Here is a 15,954-nt window from a genome sequence, read left to right on the forward strand (position 1 = left end):
CGGACGCGACACGACTCGATGCCGATAACGACAACAAGAGGACGATCGAATGAACGACACGCCGAACGTGCGTGAGCCGGCCCTGCGCCGCGTGCTCGGGCTGGGACCGCTGCTGGCGGTGGCCATCGGCCTGGTGGTTTCCCAGGGCGTGATGGTACTGATGCTGCAAGGCGCCGGGACGGCCGGCCTGGGCTTCATCGTGCCGCTGGGAGTGGCCTACCTGCTGGCGCTGAGCTACGCCTTTTCCTTTTCCGAGCTGGCCCTGATGATTCCCCGCGCCGGTAGCCTGAGCAGCTACACCGAGGTGGCCATCGGGCATTTCCCGGCGATCCTGGCGACCTTTTCCGGCTACGTGGTGGTGGCGATGTTCGCCCTCTCGGCGGAACTGCTGCTGCTCGACCTGATCATCGGCAAGGTCTACCCCGGCGCGCTGCCGCCGATGCTGGTGGCCTACGGCGTGCTCGGCCTGTTCACCCTGCTCAACCTGCTCGGCATCGACATCTTCGCGCGCCTGCAGAGCGCGCTGGCGCTGCTGATGATGATCGTCCTGCTGGTGCTCGGCCTGGGTGCGGTGAGCAGCGACCACGCTTCCGCGCAGACCGCCCTGGCGAGCGGCTGGAACCCGCTCGGGGTAAGCGCCCTGGCGCTCACCGCGATGGCCGTGTGGGGCTTCGTCGGCGCCGAGTTCGTCTGCCCGCTGGTGGAGGAGACGCGGCGTCCGGAGCGCAACATCCCGCGTTCGATGATCCTCGGCCTGAGCATCATCTTCCTGACCATCGCCCTCTACTGCTTCGGTGCGCTGCTGTGCATCCCGCAGGCGGAACTGGCCGGCGACCCGCTGCCACACTTCCTCTTCGCCAACCGCGTGTTCGGCGAGTACGGCCAGCTGTTCCTGGTGATCGCCGCGATCACCGCCACCTGCAGCACCCTCAACTCGTCGCTGGCGGCGATCCCGCGGATGCTCTACGGGATGGCGCAGAACGGCCAGGCCTTCCCGCAATTCAAGCAGCTCAGCCGGCGGGCGCGCACGCCCTGGGTGGCGGTGCTGTTCGTCGCCGCGATCACCGGCCTGCCGATCCTGATCCTCGGCCAGGACCCGGACTCGATCAACCTGCTGCTGCTCGCCGCCGCGCTGGCCTGGCTGCTGGCCTACATCATCGCCCACGTCGACGTGCTGGCCCTGCGCCGTCGCTATCCGCACATCGCCCGTCCGTTCCGCACGCCGTTCTACCCGCTGCCGCAACTGTTCGGCATCGCCGGGATGATCTACGCGGTGGTCCACGTCTCGCCGACCCCGGAAATGACCGGACGGATCTTCGCCAGCGCCGGCGTGGTGCTCGGCGTGGTCTCGCTGGTGGCGGTGGTGTGGATCAAGGGCGTGATGCGCAAGCCCCTCTTCGTACCCGAACCGCTCGAGACGGCCGGTGAGACTGCCCAGGGCAAGTCCGTCGCCCTCGATCCCCTGCAATCCCCTTCGGCCTGACGCGCCAAGGGAACAAGGAGAACACAGACGATGACCGCTCAGCTCAACCCGCAGCGCGACACCCGCGACTACCAGCAACTGGACGCCGCGCACCACATCCACGCCTTCCTCGACCAGAAGGCGCTGAACCGCGAAGGCCCGCGGGTGATGGTCCGCGGCGATGGCCTGCAGCTCTGGGACAACGACGGCAAGCGCTACCTGGACGGCATGTCCGGCCTCTGGTGCACCAACCTCGGCTACGGCCGCCAGGACCTCGCCGCCGCCGCCAGCCGCCAGCTGGAACAACTGCCGTACTACAACATGTTCTTCCACACCACCCACCCGGCGGTGGTGGAGCTTTCCGAGATGCTCTTCAGCCTGCTGCCGGACCACTACAGCCACGCGATCTACACCAACTCCGGCTCCGAGGCCAACGAGGTGCTGATCCGTACCGTGCGGCGCTACTGGCAGATCCTCGGCAAGCCGCAGAAGAAGATCATGATCGGCCGCTGGAACGGCTACCACGGCTCGACCCTGGGCAGCACCGCGCTCGGCGGGATGAAGTTCATGCACGAGATGGGCGGCATGCTGCCGGACTTCGCCCACATCGACGAACCCTACTGGTACGCCAACGGCGGCGAGCTGAGCCCGGCCGAGTTCGGTCGCCGCGCGGCGCTGCAACTGGAGGAGAAGATCCTCGAACTGGGCGCGGAGAACGTCGCCGCCTTCGTCGCCGAGCCCTTCCAGGGCGCCGGCGGCATGATCTTCCCGCCGCAAAGCTATTGGCCGGAGATCCAGCGCATCTGCCGGCAGTACGACGTGCTGCTGTGCGCCGACGAAGTGATCGGCGGCTTCGGCCGCACCGGCGAATGGTTCGCCCACGAACACTTCGGCTTCCAGCCGGACACCCTGTCCATCGCCAAGGGCCTGACGTCCGGCTACATCCCCATGGGCGGCCTGGTACTCGGCAAGCGCATCGCCGAGGTGCTGGTGGAGCAGGGCGGGGTGTTCGCCCACGGCCTGACCTATTCCGGCCACCCGGTGGCGGCGGCGGTGGCCATCGCCAACCTCAAGGCGCTGCGCGACGAGGGCGTGGTCACGCGGGTCAGGGAGGAGACCGGACCCTACCTGCAACGCTGCCTGCGCGAGGTCTTCGGCGACCATCCGCTGGTCGGCGAGGTCCAGGGCGCCGGCTTCGTCGCCGCGCTGCAGTTCGCCGAGGACAAGGCGACCCGCAAGCGCTTCGCCAACGAGAACGATCTGGCCTGGCGCTGCCGCACCATCGGCTTCGAGGAGGGCGTGATCATCCGCTCCACCCTCGGCCGCATGATCATGGCCCCGGCGCTGGTGGCCGGGCGTGCCGAGATCGACGAACTGATCGACAAGACCCGTATCGCGGTGGATCGCACCGCGCGCGAGATCGGCGTGCTCTGACGCGCCCCGGCGGCCCGGCCTCGGCCGGGTCGCCTGCGACACGGAGCGTCCCCCCATAACGACGATGCGGCGCCTGGCGACCGCGCGCGGAACCGTTTCGGCCTCTGGCCGGCAACTGCCTCAGCAACATCACAACAATGCCAATCGGCTGTGGGAGTGTTCCATGTTCAAGTCCTTGCACCAGTACGCACACGTGTTTTCCCGGTTGTCCCTGTTCGGCCTGGCGTTCGCCGCGGCGGCCCAGGCGCAGAGCCAGAGCCTGACGGTGATCTCCTTCGGCGGCGCGACCAAGGCCGCCCAGGAACAGGCCTATTTCAAACCCTTCGAGCGAAGCGGCGGCGGGCAGGTGGTCGCCGGCGAATACAACGGCGAAATGGCCAAGGTGAAGGCCATGGTCGACGTCGGCAAGGTCAGCTGGGACGTGGTCGAGGTGGAGAGCCCCGAACTGCTCCGCGGCTGCGACGAGGGGCTGTTCGAACGCCTCGACCCGGCGCGTTTCGGCGACCCCGCGCAGTTCGTCCCCGGCACTTTCAGCGAGTGCGGGGTGGCCACCTACGTCTGGTCGATGGTGATGGCCTACGACTCGACGAAGCTGGCCAGGGCGCCGCAGTCCTGGGCGGATTTCTGGAACGTCCGCGAGTTCCCCGGCAAGCGTGGCCTGCGCAAGGGCGCCAAGTACACCCTGGAAGTGGCGTTGCTGGCCGACGGGGTGAAGGCGGAGGACCTCTACAAGGTACTCGCCACCCCGGAGGGGGTCAGCCGCGCCTTCGCCAAGCTCGACCAGCTCAAGCCGAACATCCAGTGGTGGGAGGCCGGCGCCCAGCCGCCGCAATGGCTGGCGGCCGGCGACGTGGTGATGAGCGCGGCCTACAACGGGCGCATCGCCGCTGCGCAGAAGGAGGGGGTGAAACTGGCCATCGTCTGGCCCGGCAGTCTCTACGATCCGGAGTACTGGGCGGTGGTGAAGGGCACGCCGAACAAGGCGCTGGCGGAGAAATTCATCGCCTTCGCCAGCCAGCCGCAGACGCAGAAGGTGTTCTCCGAGCAGATCCCCTACGGGCCGGTACACAAGGGCACCCTGGCGTTGCTGCCGAAGACGGTGCAGGAGGCGCTGCCGACCGCGCCGGCCAACCTCGAAGGCGCGCGGGCGGTGGATGCCGAGTTCTGGGTGGACCACGGCGAGGAGCTGGAACAGCGTTTCAATGCCTGGGCGGCGCGCTGAGCGCGCTGCGCGTCGGCAAAAAAAATGACGGGCCCCAAGTCGTCCGGGCCCGTCGGGTCAAAGCGCTGACGGGGTGATCAGCGCAGCTCTTCCAACAACCCCTGCAGATACCGACAGCCCTCGGTATCCAGCGCCTGCACCGGAAGGCGCGGCGCCCCCACCTCCAGGCCGGAGAGGCCCAGGCCGGCCTTGATGGTGGTCGGCAGGCCCCGGCGGAGGATGAAGTCGAGCAGCGGCAACTGCCGGTAGAACAGCGCGCGGGCCTTCTCCAGGTCGCCGTCGAGCACCGCCTGGTAGAGCTGGCCGTTGAGCGTCGGGATCAGGTTCGGCGCGGCGCTGCACCAGCCTTTCGCGCCGGCCACGAAGGCCTCCAGCGCCAGCGGGTTGCAGCCGTTGTAGAAGGGCACCCGGCCTTCGCCGAGCAGGCGCAGCTTGTGCATGCGCTGGATGTCGCCGGTGCTCTCCTTGACCATGGTCACGTTGTCCACTTCGCGGACGATGCGCAGGATCAGTTCCACCGACATGTCGATGCCGCTGGTGCCCGGGTTGTTGTAGAGCATCACCGGCACGCCGATGGCTTCGCCCACCGCGCGGTAGTGCTGGAACACTTCCGCCTCGTTGAGCTTCCAGTAGGAGATCGGCAGGACCATCACCGCCTCGGCGCCGAGGGATTCGGCGAACTGCGCGCGGCGCACGGTCTTGGCGGTGGTCAGGTCGGAGACGCTGACGATGGTCGGCACGCGATGGGCGACGGTCTTCAGGGTGAAGTCGACCACCTCGTCCCATTCCGGGTCGCTCAGGTAGGCGCCTTCGCCGGTGCTGCCGAGCGGGGCGATGGCGTGCACGCCGCCGTCGATCAGGCGCTCGATGGAGCGGCCGAGGGCCGGCAGGTCGAGACCGCCGTCGGCGGCGAAGGGGGTGATGGTGTAGCCGATGATGCCGTGGATGGATGCGGACATTGGATGTACCCGTGACATTGAGTGGGAAATGCCAGGACGGACCTGGTGGGAAAGGTCGTTCAGCTCAGGCAGTCGCTGTTGCGCGGCAGGCAGCGCCGGGCGTAGTAGTTGAATGCGGCGCCGTGGCGCTTCGGGGTGGAGATCCAGTCGTGGGCCTCGCGCGCCAGGGCCGGCGGGATCGGCTTGATCTCCCCGGCGGCCATCGCCAGCAACTGCATCTTCGCCGCGCGCTCGAGCAGCACCGCGATCACGCAGGCCTCCTCGATGCTTGCACCGGTGGCCAGCAGGCCGTGATGGGAGAGCAGGATGGCGCGCTTGTCGCCGAGGGCGGCGGAGATGATCTCGCCTTCCTCGTTGCCTACCGGCACGCCCGGCCAGTCCTTGAGGAAGGCGCAGTCGTCGTATAGCGGGCAAAGATCCATGTGCGAGACCTGCAGCGGTACTTCCAGGGTCGACAGCGCGGCGATGTGCAGCGGGTGGGTGTGGATGATGCAATTGACGTCCGGGCGGGCGCGGTAGACCCAGCTGTGGAAGCGATTGGCCGGATTCGCCATGCCGTGCCCGTGGAGGACGTTGAGGTCTTCGTCGACCAGCAGCAGGTTGCCGGCGCTGATCTCGTCGAAGCCCAGGCCCAGTTGCTGGGTGTAGTAGGTCCCCGCCTCCGGGCCGCGCGAGGTGATCTGCCCGGCGAGCCCGGAGTCGTGGCCGGCCTCGAAGAGAATCCGGCAGGTCAGGGCCAGCTTTTGCCGGTCAGTCCACGTATTATCGCCGAGGCTGCTTTTCATCTGCTTCAGCGCGTGCTGGATCAGTTGATCCTTGGGTAATTCCAGTGTCGTAGCCATGCGAGGTTCCTTTGACGGAGCGAGTCGGGGGAAACGCCAGGCAGTTGCGCGCCACGCAACGACCCGGCTGTAAATGACACGGATCAAGTTATATGACACAAAGTGTCATTAGCAAGAGAAAAGTTTCATCGCCATCGGGAGAAGGCTGTCCTCAATGTCCATGCGCTTGAAATTGCTGAGAAAAAAACTCGGGGTCACGCTGGAGACCCTGGCCGAGAAGACCGGCCTGACCAAGAGCTACCTGTCCAAGGTCGAGCGCGGGCTGAACACGCCGTCCATTGCCGCCGCGCTGAAGCTGGCGAAGGCGTTGAACGTGCAGGTGGAGGAGCTGTTCTCCGAGGAAAGCGACGGTGTCGACGGCTACAGCATCGTTCGTCGCGACCAGCGCAAGTCGCTGTCCAGCGGCGACGACGGCCCGGCCTACGCCTCCCTCGCGCAGCAGATCGGCGCCCGCGCGCTGTTGCCGTTCATCGTCCACCCCCCGCGCGATTTCAGTCACTCGACGTTCAAGGAGCACCTCGGCGAAGAGTTCATCTTCGTCCATGAGGGCCAGGTCGAGGTCGACTTCATGAACCAGCGGATCATCCTCGAGCGCGGCGACGCCCTGCATTTCAACGCACAGAAGCCGCACCGCATCCGCTCCCTGGGGGAGACCCAGGCGGAATTGCTGGTGGTGATCCACAGCGACGAATGAGGCGGCGGCTTCGGTCGATCGGATGCTTGCTAACGTTCTGTTCGATTATCGAACTATTAATCGATTATCGGATTGTGAGCCCTCGGACCCCGGCGTAAGGTTCTCGTCACGTGCCGTCCAGGCAGCGCACAACAAGACGAGACCCGACCGATGGCTGAAATCCTCTCCCTGCGCGAAGCGGTGCGACGCTTCGTCCACGATGGCGACAGCGTCGCCCTCGAAGGCTTCACTCACCTGATCCCGACGGCCGCCGGCCACGAGCTGATCCGCCAGGGCAGGAAAGACCTGACGCTGATCCGCATGACTCCCGACCTGGTCTACGACCTGCTGATCGGTGCAGGCTGCGCGAAGAAGCTGGTGTTCTCCTGGGGCGGCAACCCCGGCGTCGGTTCGCTGCACCGCCTGCGCGACGCGGTGGAGAAGGGCTGGCCGCAACCGCTGGAGATCGAGGAACACAGCCACGCCGACCTCGCCAACGCCTATGTCGCCGGCGCCTCCGGGCTGCCCTTCGCAGTGCTGCGCGCCTACGCCGGCTCCGACCTGCCGAAGGTCAACCCGCTGATCCGCAGCGTCACCTGCCCGTTCACCGGCGAAGTGCTGGCGGCGGTGCCCTCGGTGCGCCCGGACGTCAGCGTGATCCACGCGCAGAAGGCCGACCGCAAGGGCAACGTGCTGCTCTGGGGCATCCTCGGCGTGCAGAAGGAAGCGGCCCTGGCGGCGAAGCGCTGCATCGTCACCGTCGAGGAGATCGTCGACGAACTGGACGCCCCGATGAACGCCTGCGTCCTGCCGAGCTGGGCGCTCAGCGCCGTGTGCCTGGTGCCCGGCGGCGCGCATCCGTCCTATGCCCACGGCTACTACGAGCGCGACAACCGCTTCTACCAGGACTGGGACCCGATCGCCCGCGACCGCGAAAGCTTCACCGCGTGGATCGACGAATACATCCGGGGGACCGAGGATTTCGGCGCCTTCCAGGCCAAGCTCGCGGAGGGCAAGCGATGAGCAGCTACAGCACCAACGAGATGATGACCGTGGCCGCCGCCCGCCGCCTGCACAACGGCGCGGTGTGCTTCGTCGGCATCGGCCTGCCGTCGAAGGCCGCCAACCTGGCGCGCCTGACTTCCTCGCCGGACGTCGTGCTGATCTACGAGTCCGGGCCGATCGGCGCCAAGCCCAGCGTCCTGCCGCTGTCCATCGGCGACGGCGAGTTGGCCGAGACCGCCGATACAGTGGTCCCCACCGGCGAGATCTTCCGCTACTGGCTGCAGGGCGGACGGATCGACGTCGGCTTCCTCGGCGCGGCCCAGGTCGACCGCTTCGGCAACATCAACACCACCGTGATCGGCGACTACCGCCAGCCCAAGGTGCGCCTGCCGGGAGCCGGCGGCGCGCCGGAAATCGCCGGCAGCGCCAAGGAAGTGCTGATCATCCTCAAGCAGTCGCACCGCACCTTCGTCGACAAGCTGGCCTTCGTCACCTCGGTCGGCCATGGCGAGGGCGGCGACTCGCGCCAGCGCCTGGGCCTGCCGGGCAAGGGGCCGGTGGCGATCATCACCGACCTGTGCATCATGGAGCCGGAAGCCGGCAGCAACGAGTTCGTGGTCACTTCGCTGCATCCGGGCGTGACCCGCGAGCAGGTGGTCGAGGCCACCGGCTGGGCGATCCGCTTCGCCGAGCGGGTCGCCGAGACGCCCGCGCCGAGCGAGGTCGAACTCGCCGCGCTGCGCGACCTCGAGGCGCGCACCGCGGCCGCCCATGGACAGAAGGGGAGCGACGAATGAGCCGCGAGGTATTCATCTGCGATGCCGTGCGCACGCCGATCGGCCGTTTCGGCGGCAGTCTTTCCGCGGTGCGCGCCGACGACCTCGCGGCGGTGCCGCTGAAGGCCCTGGTCGAGCGCAACCCGGGGGTCGACTGGTCGGCGTTGGACGAGGTGTTCCTCGGCTGCGCCAACCAGGCCGGCGAGGACAACCGTAACGTGGCGCGCATGGCGCTGCTGCTGGCCGGTTTGCCGGAGAGCGTGCCCGGCGTCACCCTCAACCGCCTCTGCGCCTCGGGGATGGACGCCATCGGCACGGCGTTCCGCGCCATCGCCTGCGGCGAGATGGAGCTGGCCATCGCCGGCGGCGTCGAGTCGATGTCGCGCGCGCCGTACGTGATGGGCAAGGCCGATAGCGCCTTCGGGCGCGGCCAGAAGATCGAGGACACCACCATCGGCTGGCGCTTCGTCAATCCGCTGATGAAGGAGCAGTACGGCATCGACCCGATGCCGCAGACCGCCGACAACGTCGCCGACGACTATCGCGTGTCGCGTGCCGACCAGGATGCCTTCGCCCTGCGCAGCCAGCAGCGCGCCGGCAGGGCGCAGGAGGCCGGTTTCTTCGCCGAGGAAATCGTCCCGGTGACGATTCGCGGGCGCAAGGGCGACACCCTGGTCGAGCACGACGAGCATCCGCGTCCCGACACCACCCTGGAGGCGCTGGCCCGGCTCAAGCCGGTCAACGGGCCGGAGAGGACCGTCACCGCCGGCAACGCGTCCGGGGTCAACGACGGCGCCGCCGCGCTGGTCCTGGCCTCCGCGGAGGCAGTGGAGAAGCACGGCCTGACTCCGCGCGCGCGGGTGCTGGGCATGGCCAGCGCCGGCGTCGCCCCACGGATCATGGGCATCGGCCCGGTGCCGGCGGTGCGCAAGCTGCTGCGGCGCCTGGACCTGGCGATCGACGCCTTCGACGTGATCGAACTCAACGAAGCCTTCGCCAGCCAGGGCCTGGCCTGCCTGCGCGAACTGGGCGTGGCCGACGACAGTGAGAAGGTCAACCCGAACGGCGGTGCCATCGCCCTCGGCCACCCGCTGGGGATGAGCGGTGCGCGGCTGGTCCTCACCGCGCTCCATCAACTTGAGAAGAGCGGCGGCCGGCGCGGCCTGGCGACCATGTGCGTAGGCGTCGGCCAAGGCCTGGCGCTGGCCATCGAGCGGGTCTGACTGGCACAACCGGGTCGCCCGCCCGGTATCAAGAGCGCGCGTCGCGCGGCGCTGCCCATGTTTCGGCGGCGGCGCGGCGCGTGTGCAGCGGAACAGGACGCTCCGTCGCACGGTCAGGATGAAACGGACCCTGTCGAGAGAACAACAGCATGACTGCCCCTGTTCACCAGTACAGCAACGAAGAACGCCGCAAGCGCATCTTCGCCATCGTCGGCGCCTCCTCCGGCAACCTCGTGGAATGGTTCGACTTCTACGTCTACGCCTTCTGCGCGATCTACTTCGCACCGGCCTTCTTCCCCTCCGACAACCCCACGGTGCAGTTGCTGAACACCGCCGGGGTCTTCGCCGCCGGCTTCCTCATGCGCCCCATCGGCGGCTGGATGTTCGGCCGCATCGCCGACAAGCACGGGCGCAAGACCGCCATGCTGATCTCGGTGGTGATGATGTGCGCCGGCTCCCTGGCGATCGCCTGCATGCCCACCTACGCCAGCATCGGCACCCTGGCGCCGGCCCTGCTGTTGCTGGCGCGGATGTTCCAGGGCCTGTCGGTGGGCGGCGAGTACGGCACCAGCGCGACCTACATGAGCGAGGTGGCGCTCAAGGGCCAGCGCGGCTTCTTCGCCTCGTTCCAGTACGTCACCCTGATCGGCGGACAGTTGCTGGCGGTGCTGGTGGTGGTGATCCTGCAGCAGTTGCTGAGCGAGGACGAACTGCGCGCCTGGGGCTGGCGGATCCCCTTCGTGATCGGCGCGATCACCGCGGTGATCGCCCTCTGGCTGCGGCGCTCGCTGAACGAGACCGCTTCGAAGTCGACCCTGGAGCGCAAGGAATCCGGCACCTTCGCCGAGCTGTTCAAGCACAAGCGGGCCTTCTTCACCGTGCTCGGCTTCACCGCCGGCGGCTCGCTGATCTTCTACACCTTCACCACCTACATGCAGAAGTACCTGGTCAACACCGCCGGGATGAGCGCCAAGACCGCCAGCGCGGTGATGACCTTCGCCCTGCTGGCGTACATGCTGATGCAACCGCTGTTCGGCATGCTTTCCGATCGCATCGGGCGCAAGACCTCGATGCTCTGGTTCGGCACCCTGGGCACGCTCTGCACCCTGCCGATCCTGCTCGCGCTGAAGACCGTGAGCAGTCCCTACATGGCCTTCTTCCTGATCATCCTGGCGCTGGCCATCGTCAGCCTGTACACCTCCATCAGCGGCCTGATCAAGGCCGAGATGTTCCCGCCGGAGGTGCGCGCCCTCGGCGTCGGAGTGTCCTACGCGGTGGGCAACGCGATCTTCGGCGGCTCGGCCGAGTACGTCGCCCTGGGGCTGAAGTCGGTAGGGATGGAGAACGTCTTCTACTGGTATGTTTCAGCCATGTGCCTGCTGGCGCTGCTGGTCTGCGTGAGCCTGCCGGACCTGCGCAAGGTCAGCTACCTGAACGACGAGCCCTGACGGGCCGGGAAAAGGAAAACCGATGAGCGACGTACCCGCCAACCAGTTGTTCGATGCCTATTTCATGGCGGCGCCGATGCGCGCGGTGTTCTCCGACCGCGGCCGCCTGCAAGGCATGCTCGACTTCGAGGCCGCCCTGGCCCGCGCCGAGGCGCGCACCGGGGTGGTTCCCGCGACGGCGGTGGCGCCGATCGAGGCGGCCTGCCGCGCCGAACTGTACGACCCGCTGGCGCTGGCCGAGGCGGTCGCCACTGCCGGCAACTCGGCGATCCCGCTGGTCAAGGCGCTGGGCCGCCAGGTGGCGGCTGGCGACGCCGAGGCCGAGCGCTACGTGCATCTCGGCGCCACCAGCCAGGACGCCATGGACAGCGGCCTGGTGCTGCAACTGCGCCGTGCGCTGGCCTTGCTCGAGCAGGATCTGCAACGTCTTGCCGAGGTCCTGGCGGACCAGGCCGAACGGCATGCCGACACGCCGCTGGCCGGGCGCACCTGGTTGCAGCACGCCACCCCGGTGACCCTGGGCATGAAGCTCGCCGGCCTGCTCGGTGCCTTGACCCGGCACCGCCAGCGCCTGCGCGAGTTGCGCCCGCGCCTGCTGGTGCTGCAATTCGGTGGCGCCTCGGGGACGCTCGCCGCGCTCGGCGAACAGGCCCTGCCGGTGGCCGCGGCGCTGGCCGAGGAGCTGGGCCTGGCTTTGCCCGAACAACCCTGGCACACCCAGCGCGACCGCCTGGTGGAATTCGCCAGCGTGCTCGGCCTGGTGGCCGGTAGCCTCGGCAAGTTCGGTCGCGATGTCAGCCTGCTGATGCAGACCGAGGCCGGCGAGGTCTTCGAGCCGGCCGGCGCCGGGCGCGGCGGTTCCTCGACCATGCCGCACAAGCGCAACCCGGTGAGCAGCGCGGTGCTGATCGCCGCCGCCACCCGTGCGCCGGGGCTGGTCTCGACCCTGTTCGCGGCGATGCCGCAGGAACACGAGCGCAGCCTCGGTCTCTGGCACGCCGAGTGGGAAACCCTGCCGGAACTCTGTTGCCTGGTTGCCGGCGCGCTGCAACAGGCGATCGGCCTGCTCGAAGGCCTGGAGGTGGACGCCCAGCGGATGCGCCGCAACCTTGGCCTGACCCACGGCCTGGTGCTCGCCGAGGCGGTGAGCATCGCCCTGGCCCGCCGTATCGGCCGCGAAGCCGCGCACCATCTGGTGGAACAGTGCTGCCGCCGCGCCGTCGAGCATCGCCGCGAGTTGCGCGCGGTGCTCGGCGAAGAGGCGCGGGTGAGCGCCGAGTTGTCCGGCGACGAACTGGACCGCCTGCTCGATCCCGCCCATTACCTCGGCCAGGCCCGCGCCTGGGTCGAGCGCGCGCTCGCCGAACACCATGCCCTGGGCTTCGAACCCCATCCCGCCTGACTGGAGATCCCTTCGTGCCAACCGTACGCCTCGCCGACGGCGACCTGAACTACTCCCTGGAAGGACCGGCCGGCGCGCCGGTCCTGCTGTTGTCAAACTCGCTGGGCACCGACCTGGGCATGTGGGACACGCAGATCCCCGCACTCACCGCCCATTTCCGCGTGCTGCGCTACGACACCCGCGGCCACGGCGCCTCGCTGGTCACCCCCGGACCGTACGCCATCGGCCAGCTCGGCGCCGACGTGCTTGCCCTGCTCGATGCCCTCGAGCTGCCGCGCGTGCATTTCTGCGGGCTGTCCATGGGCGGCCTGATCGGCCAGTGGCTGGGCATCCACGCCGGCGAGCGGCTCGGCCGGCTGGTGCTGTGCAACACCGCGGCGAAGATTGCCAGCGACGAGGTCTGGAACACCCGCATCGATACCGTCCTGAAAGGCGGCGAGCAGGCCATGCGTGACCTGCGCGACGCCTCGGTGGCGCGCTGGTTCACCGCGGGCTTCGCCGAGCGCGAACCGGCGCAGGTCGAGCGCATCGTCGCGATGCTCGCGGCCACCTCGCCGCAGGGCTACGCGGCCAACTGCGCTGCGGTACGCGACGCCGATTTCCGCGAGCAGCTCGGGCTGGTCCAGGCGCCGACGCTGATCGTCGCCGGCAGCCACGATGCCGTGACCACTCCGGACAACGCCCGCTTCATGCAGGCGCGCATCGCCGACGCGCAGTTGGTCGAGTTCGCCGCCGCGCACCTGTCCAACGTCGAAGCGGGCGACGCCTTCAGCCGCCGCCTGGTCGATTTCCTGCTGTCCGCCTGAGGAGCCGCCGATGGACGAGAAACAACGCTACGAAGCCGGCATGCAAGTGCGCCGCGCGGTGCTCGGCGACGCCCATGTCGAGCGCAGCCTGGCCAACCTGACGCCGTTCAACGAAGAGTTCCAGGAGATGATCACCCGCCACGCCTGGGGCGACATCTGGACCCGTCCGGGGCTGCCGCGACACACCCGCAGCCTGGTCACCATCGCCATGCTGATCGGCATGAACCGCAACGAGGAACTCAAGCTGCATCTGCGCGCGGCGAAGAACAACGGGGTGAGCCGCGACGAGATCAAGGAAGTGATCATGCAGAGCGCCATCTACTGCGGTATTCCCGCGGCCAACGCGACCTTCCACCTGGCCGAATCGGTGTGGGACGAGCTTGGCGTGGAGTCGCAGCAGGCGTCCCGGTAGGTCGCCGGCGGCGCTAGCGGTAGGGCGAATGGCGTCGCAGGCGTTATCCGCCGATACCCCGAGGGCCAACGGCGGTTATCCGTCCTGCGCGTGGGTCGGCAAGGCGGCGCTTCCCCTTGCCAATCGCCGGCGTTTCCCGGAAGGTCGACAGCTCCGTCATCCCTTCGGTCCGCCATGAGCCGCAAGCTGCATATCCACGCGCCCGCGATCCACTACTTCGACATGGTTCGCCGCTGCCATTCGATCCGCGAAGCCGCGCGGCGCCTGAACGTCGCCTCGTCGGCGGTGAACCGGCAGATCCTCAAGCTGGAGGACGAGATCGGCGCGCCGCTGTTCGACCGCCTGCCCGGCGGCCTGCGCCTGACCGGAGCCGGGGAGATCTTCGCGCGCCACGTCACCGTGGTCCTGCAGGACATGGAGCGCGTGCGTTCCGAACTGGACGCGCTGCAAGGCCTGCGCACCGGCCATGTGGAGATCGCCACCATCGAAGCGGTGACCAGCGACCTGCTGCCCTGCGTGCTCAAGGCGATGCGCGAACGCTACCCGGACATCACCGTCGGCGTCACCCTGCTCGGTTCCCAGGCGATACCCGAGGCGGTGAGCAGTGGCGCGGTCGACCTCGGCCTGGCCTTCGCCCTGCCGCGCAGCGCCGACCTGCAACAGGTCAGCGTCGGCCATTTCCGCCTCGGTGCCATCGTCTCCCCGCAGCACCCGTTGGCGCGACACCAGGCCATCGCCTTCGCCGATTGCGTCGAACATGGCCTGATCATGGCCAAGAGCGAGCTGTCCATCCATCACCTGCTGGCGCCGCTCCAGCGCCGTTTGCGCGAACCGCGCCGGGCGGTGCTGGAGAGCAGCTCCCTGGAGCTGTCGCGACAACTGGCGCGGCGCGGGCTCGGCGTCGCCTTCCAGACCCGCCTGGGGATCGAGGCCGACATCGCCCAGGGCGAGCTGCGTTTCCTGCCGCTGAAAGACAATGGCGGCATCCACAGCGACCTCGGCCTCTACGTGCGCACCGGCCGCTACCTGCCGGTGGCGGTGGACGCCCTGGCCCGGCAGATCGCCGAGGAAGTGCGCCTGCGCGAGCGCGAGGAAGCGCGCCTGAACGAGGCCTGAGCGGCGCTCGCGCCGATGCCAGACGGCTTGCCCGAGCTTGCCCGTCCGCTGATGCCGTTTCGGCATCGGCATGTTCGATATTCTGTTCTTTGGTCAGCGCGGCGAAGTGCCGATACTGCCCCGCGACCCCGGCGCGAAACCGGGGGCTGAGTCGCCACAAGAACAACAAGCAACCAGCAGGACACACAGCATGAAGAAGATGATGCAGGGCGCCGCCGCCCTGATCGCGCTTGTCGGCGCCGGGGAGAGCATGGCGCTGGAATGGATGAGCAACAGCGTCGGTTTCCGTTACGGCCAGCAATTCACCAACCCGAACAACCCGGACAAGTTCGCCAAGCGCATCTACAGCTTCACCCACGCCGACGGCTATCGCTACGGCAGCAATTTCTTCAATCTCGATGTGTTCCTTTCCGACAACCGCGACCCGCGCAAGGGCACCGACCATGGTGGCAGCGAAGTCTATGCGGTCTACCGCCACCAGCTCTACGCTTCGCGGGTGTTCGACCGGCCGCTGGGCACCGGCCTGGTCAAGGACTACGCCTTCACCCTGGGCTTCGACGCCAGCCGCAACAACAACCTGGCTTCGGCCAAGAAGCGCGCCCTGGTGTTCGGCCCGACCCTCAAGTTCAACGGTCCCGGCGTGCTCGACCTGAGCCTGCTCTACTACCGCGAGAAGAACCACTTCGGCGTGCCCGGCGCGCGCCATCCCGACCACACCTTCGACACCACCTACATGCTCAACCTGACCTGGATGCGGCCGTTCAAGGTCGGCAACCATGCGGCGAAGTTCCAGGGCTTCGTCAACTACGTGGGAGAGAAGGGCGAGGACTACAACGACAAGGACACCGCGGCGGAAACCCTGGTCCGCACCGCCCTGATGGTCGCCGCCCTGCCAGGCGACAAGCGCCAGCCGAACCTGTGGCTCGGCGTCGGCTACGAGTATTGGCACAACAAGTTCGGCGTCGACGGTGGCACCGGCAGCCGCACCTCGACGCCGACGTTGAATATGGAATTCACCTTCTGAAGCGAAGCGCCGTCGCCCTACGCGATGCCGCCAACCCTGGGGTAGGGCGGATAACGCCACCGGCGTTATCCGCCGATACACCGAAGCCCGGCGGCGGATAACCGCAAGCGGTTATGCGCCCTACGCGATGCCCACCCCTGGGGTAGGGCG

15 protein-coding genes are annotated in these 15,954 nt (G+C 68.0%); 13 read left to right on the forward strand and 2 right to left on the reverse strand.

What is annotated here, in order from left to right; translation table 11 throughout:
- Window positions 1–49 precede the first annotated feature (49 nt).
- The 3 genes from AT700_RS01090 to AT700_RS01100 all read left to right on the forward strand — a co-directional run bounded on the left by AT700_RS01090 (window position 50) and on the right by AT700_RS01100 (window position 4,118).
- Window positions 50–1,483: an APC family permease gene (locus tag AT700_RS01090; protein ID WP_003084045.1), complete on the forward strand. Its 1,434-nt coding sequence runs from the start codon at window positions 50–52 to the stop codon at window positions 1,481–1,483.
- A gap of 30 nt (window positions 1,484–1,513) precedes the next feature.
- Window positions 1,514–2,896, forward strand: coding sequence for an aspartate aminotransferase family protein (locus tag AT700_RS01095; protein WP_003101901.1), 1,383 nt, complete (start codon window positions 1,514–1,516; stop codon window positions 2,894–2,896).
- Between the two features lie 163 nt (window positions 2,897–3,059).
- Complete coding sequence (locus tag AT700_RS01100; protein WP_003101898.1) at window positions 3,060–4,118, forward strand: ABC transporter substrate-binding protein; 1,059 nt, start codon at window positions 3,060–3,062, stop codon at window positions 4,116–4,118.
- Between the two features lie 77 nt (window positions 4,119–4,195).
- On the opposite strand, the gene AT700_RS01105 is transcribed toward AT700_RS01100, so the two are convergent.
- Together AT700_RS01105 and AT700_RS01110 are read right to left on the reverse strand one after the other, a co-directional pair.
- Window positions 4,196–5,077 carry a dihydrodipicolinate synthase family protein gene (locus AT700_RS01105; protein ID WP_003101895.1) on the reverse strand — a complete coding sequence of 294 codons (882 nt, stop codon included), beginning with the start codon at window positions 5,075–5,077 and terminating at the stop codon, window positions 4,196–4,198.
- A 59-nt stretch (window positions 5,078–5,136) separates the two neighbouring features.
- On the reverse strand, window positions 5,137–5,919 hold the full coding sequence (locus AT700_RS01110; protein WP_003084054.1) for an aldolase: 783 nt from the start codon (window positions 5,917–5,919) through the stop codon (window positions 5,137–5,139).
- A gap of 154 nt (window positions 5,920–6,073) precedes the next feature.
- On the opposite strand from AT700_RS01110, the gene AT700_RS01115 reads away from it, so the two are divergent.
- From AT700_RS01115 to AT700_RS01160, 10 genes are all read left to right on the forward strand, one after another.
- A complete protein-coding gene (locus tag AT700_RS01115; protein WP_003112674.1) occupies window positions 6,074–6,613 on the forward strand; it encodes a helix-turn-helix domain-containing protein in 540 nt (179 codons plus the stop codon).
- 150 nt (window positions 6,614–6,763) lie between these two features.
- Window positions 6,764–7,615 carry a CoA transferase subunit A gene (locus AT700_RS01120; RefSeq protein ID WP_003084060.1) on the forward strand — a complete coding sequence of 284 codons (852 nt, stop codon included), beginning with the start codon at window positions 6,764–6,766 and terminating at the stop codon, window positions 7,613–7,615.
- Window positions 7,612–8,394: a CoA-transferase subunit beta gene (locus tag AT700_RS01125; RefSeq protein WP_003084062.1), complete on the forward strand. Its 783-nt coding sequence runs from the start codon at window positions 7,612–7,614 to the stop codon at window positions 8,392–8,394. Before AT700_RS01120 ends, AT700_RS01125 begins: the two co-directional genes overlap by 4 nt.
- Entirely contained in the window at window positions 8,391–9,596 is a 1,206-nt protein-coding gene (gene pcaF, locus AT700_RS01130) for a 3-oxoadipyl-CoA thiolase (RefSeq protein ID WP_019681270.1), read from the forward strand. Before AT700_RS01125 ends, pcaF begins: the two co-directional genes overlap by 4 nt.
- A 149-nt stretch (window positions 9,597–9,745) precedes the next feature.
- Entirely contained in the window at window positions 9,746–11,044 is a 1,299-nt protein-coding gene (locus AT700_RS01135) for an MFS family transporter (RefSeq protein WP_003101889.1), read from the forward strand.
- Window positions 11,045–11,066: 22 nt separating this feature from the next.
- Window positions 11,067–12,446, forward strand: coding sequence for a 3-carboxy-cis,cis-muconate cycloisomerase (locus AT700_RS01140; RefSeq protein WP_023121852.1), 1,380 nt, complete (start codon window positions 11,067–11,069; stop codon window positions 12,444–12,446).
- 14 nt (window positions 12,447–12,460) lie between these two features.
- Window positions 12,461–13,252 (forward strand): 3-oxoadipate enol-lactonase, encoded by a 792-nt coding sequence (pcaD, locus tag AT700_RS01145; RefSeq protein WP_003084070.1) that lies wholly within the window; start codon window positions 12,461–12,463, stop codon window positions 13,250–13,252.
- 10 nt (window positions 13,253–13,262) lie between these two features.
- Entirely contained in the window at window positions 13,263–13,664 is a 402-nt protein-coding gene (gene pcaC / locus AT700_RS01150; RefSeq protein ID WP_003084072.1) for a 4-carboxymuconolactone decarboxylase, read from the forward strand.
- A gap of 174 nt (window positions 13,665–13,838) precedes the next feature.
- Window positions 13,839–14,780: a LysR family transcriptional regulator gene (locus AT700_RS01155; RefSeq protein ID WP_003084073.1), complete on the forward strand. Its 942-nt coding sequence runs from the start codon at window positions 13,839–13,841 to the stop codon at window positions 14,778–14,780.
- 190 nt (window positions 14,781–14,970) lie between these two features.
- Window positions 14,971–15,804: a hypothetical protein gene (locus AT700_RS01160; protein ID WP_003101885.1), complete on the forward strand. Its 834-nt coding sequence runs from the start codon at window positions 14,971–14,973 to the stop codon at window positions 15,802–15,804.
- Window positions 15,805–15,954: the final 150 nt, after the last annotated feature.

The sequence above is a fragment of the Pseudomonas aeruginosa genome (assembly GCF_001457615.1).
In the GTDB taxonomy this organism is placed as follows: domain Bacteria; phylum Pseudomonadota; class Gammaproteobacteria; order Pseudomonadales; family Pseudomonadaceae; genus Pseudomonas; species Pseudomonas aeruginosa.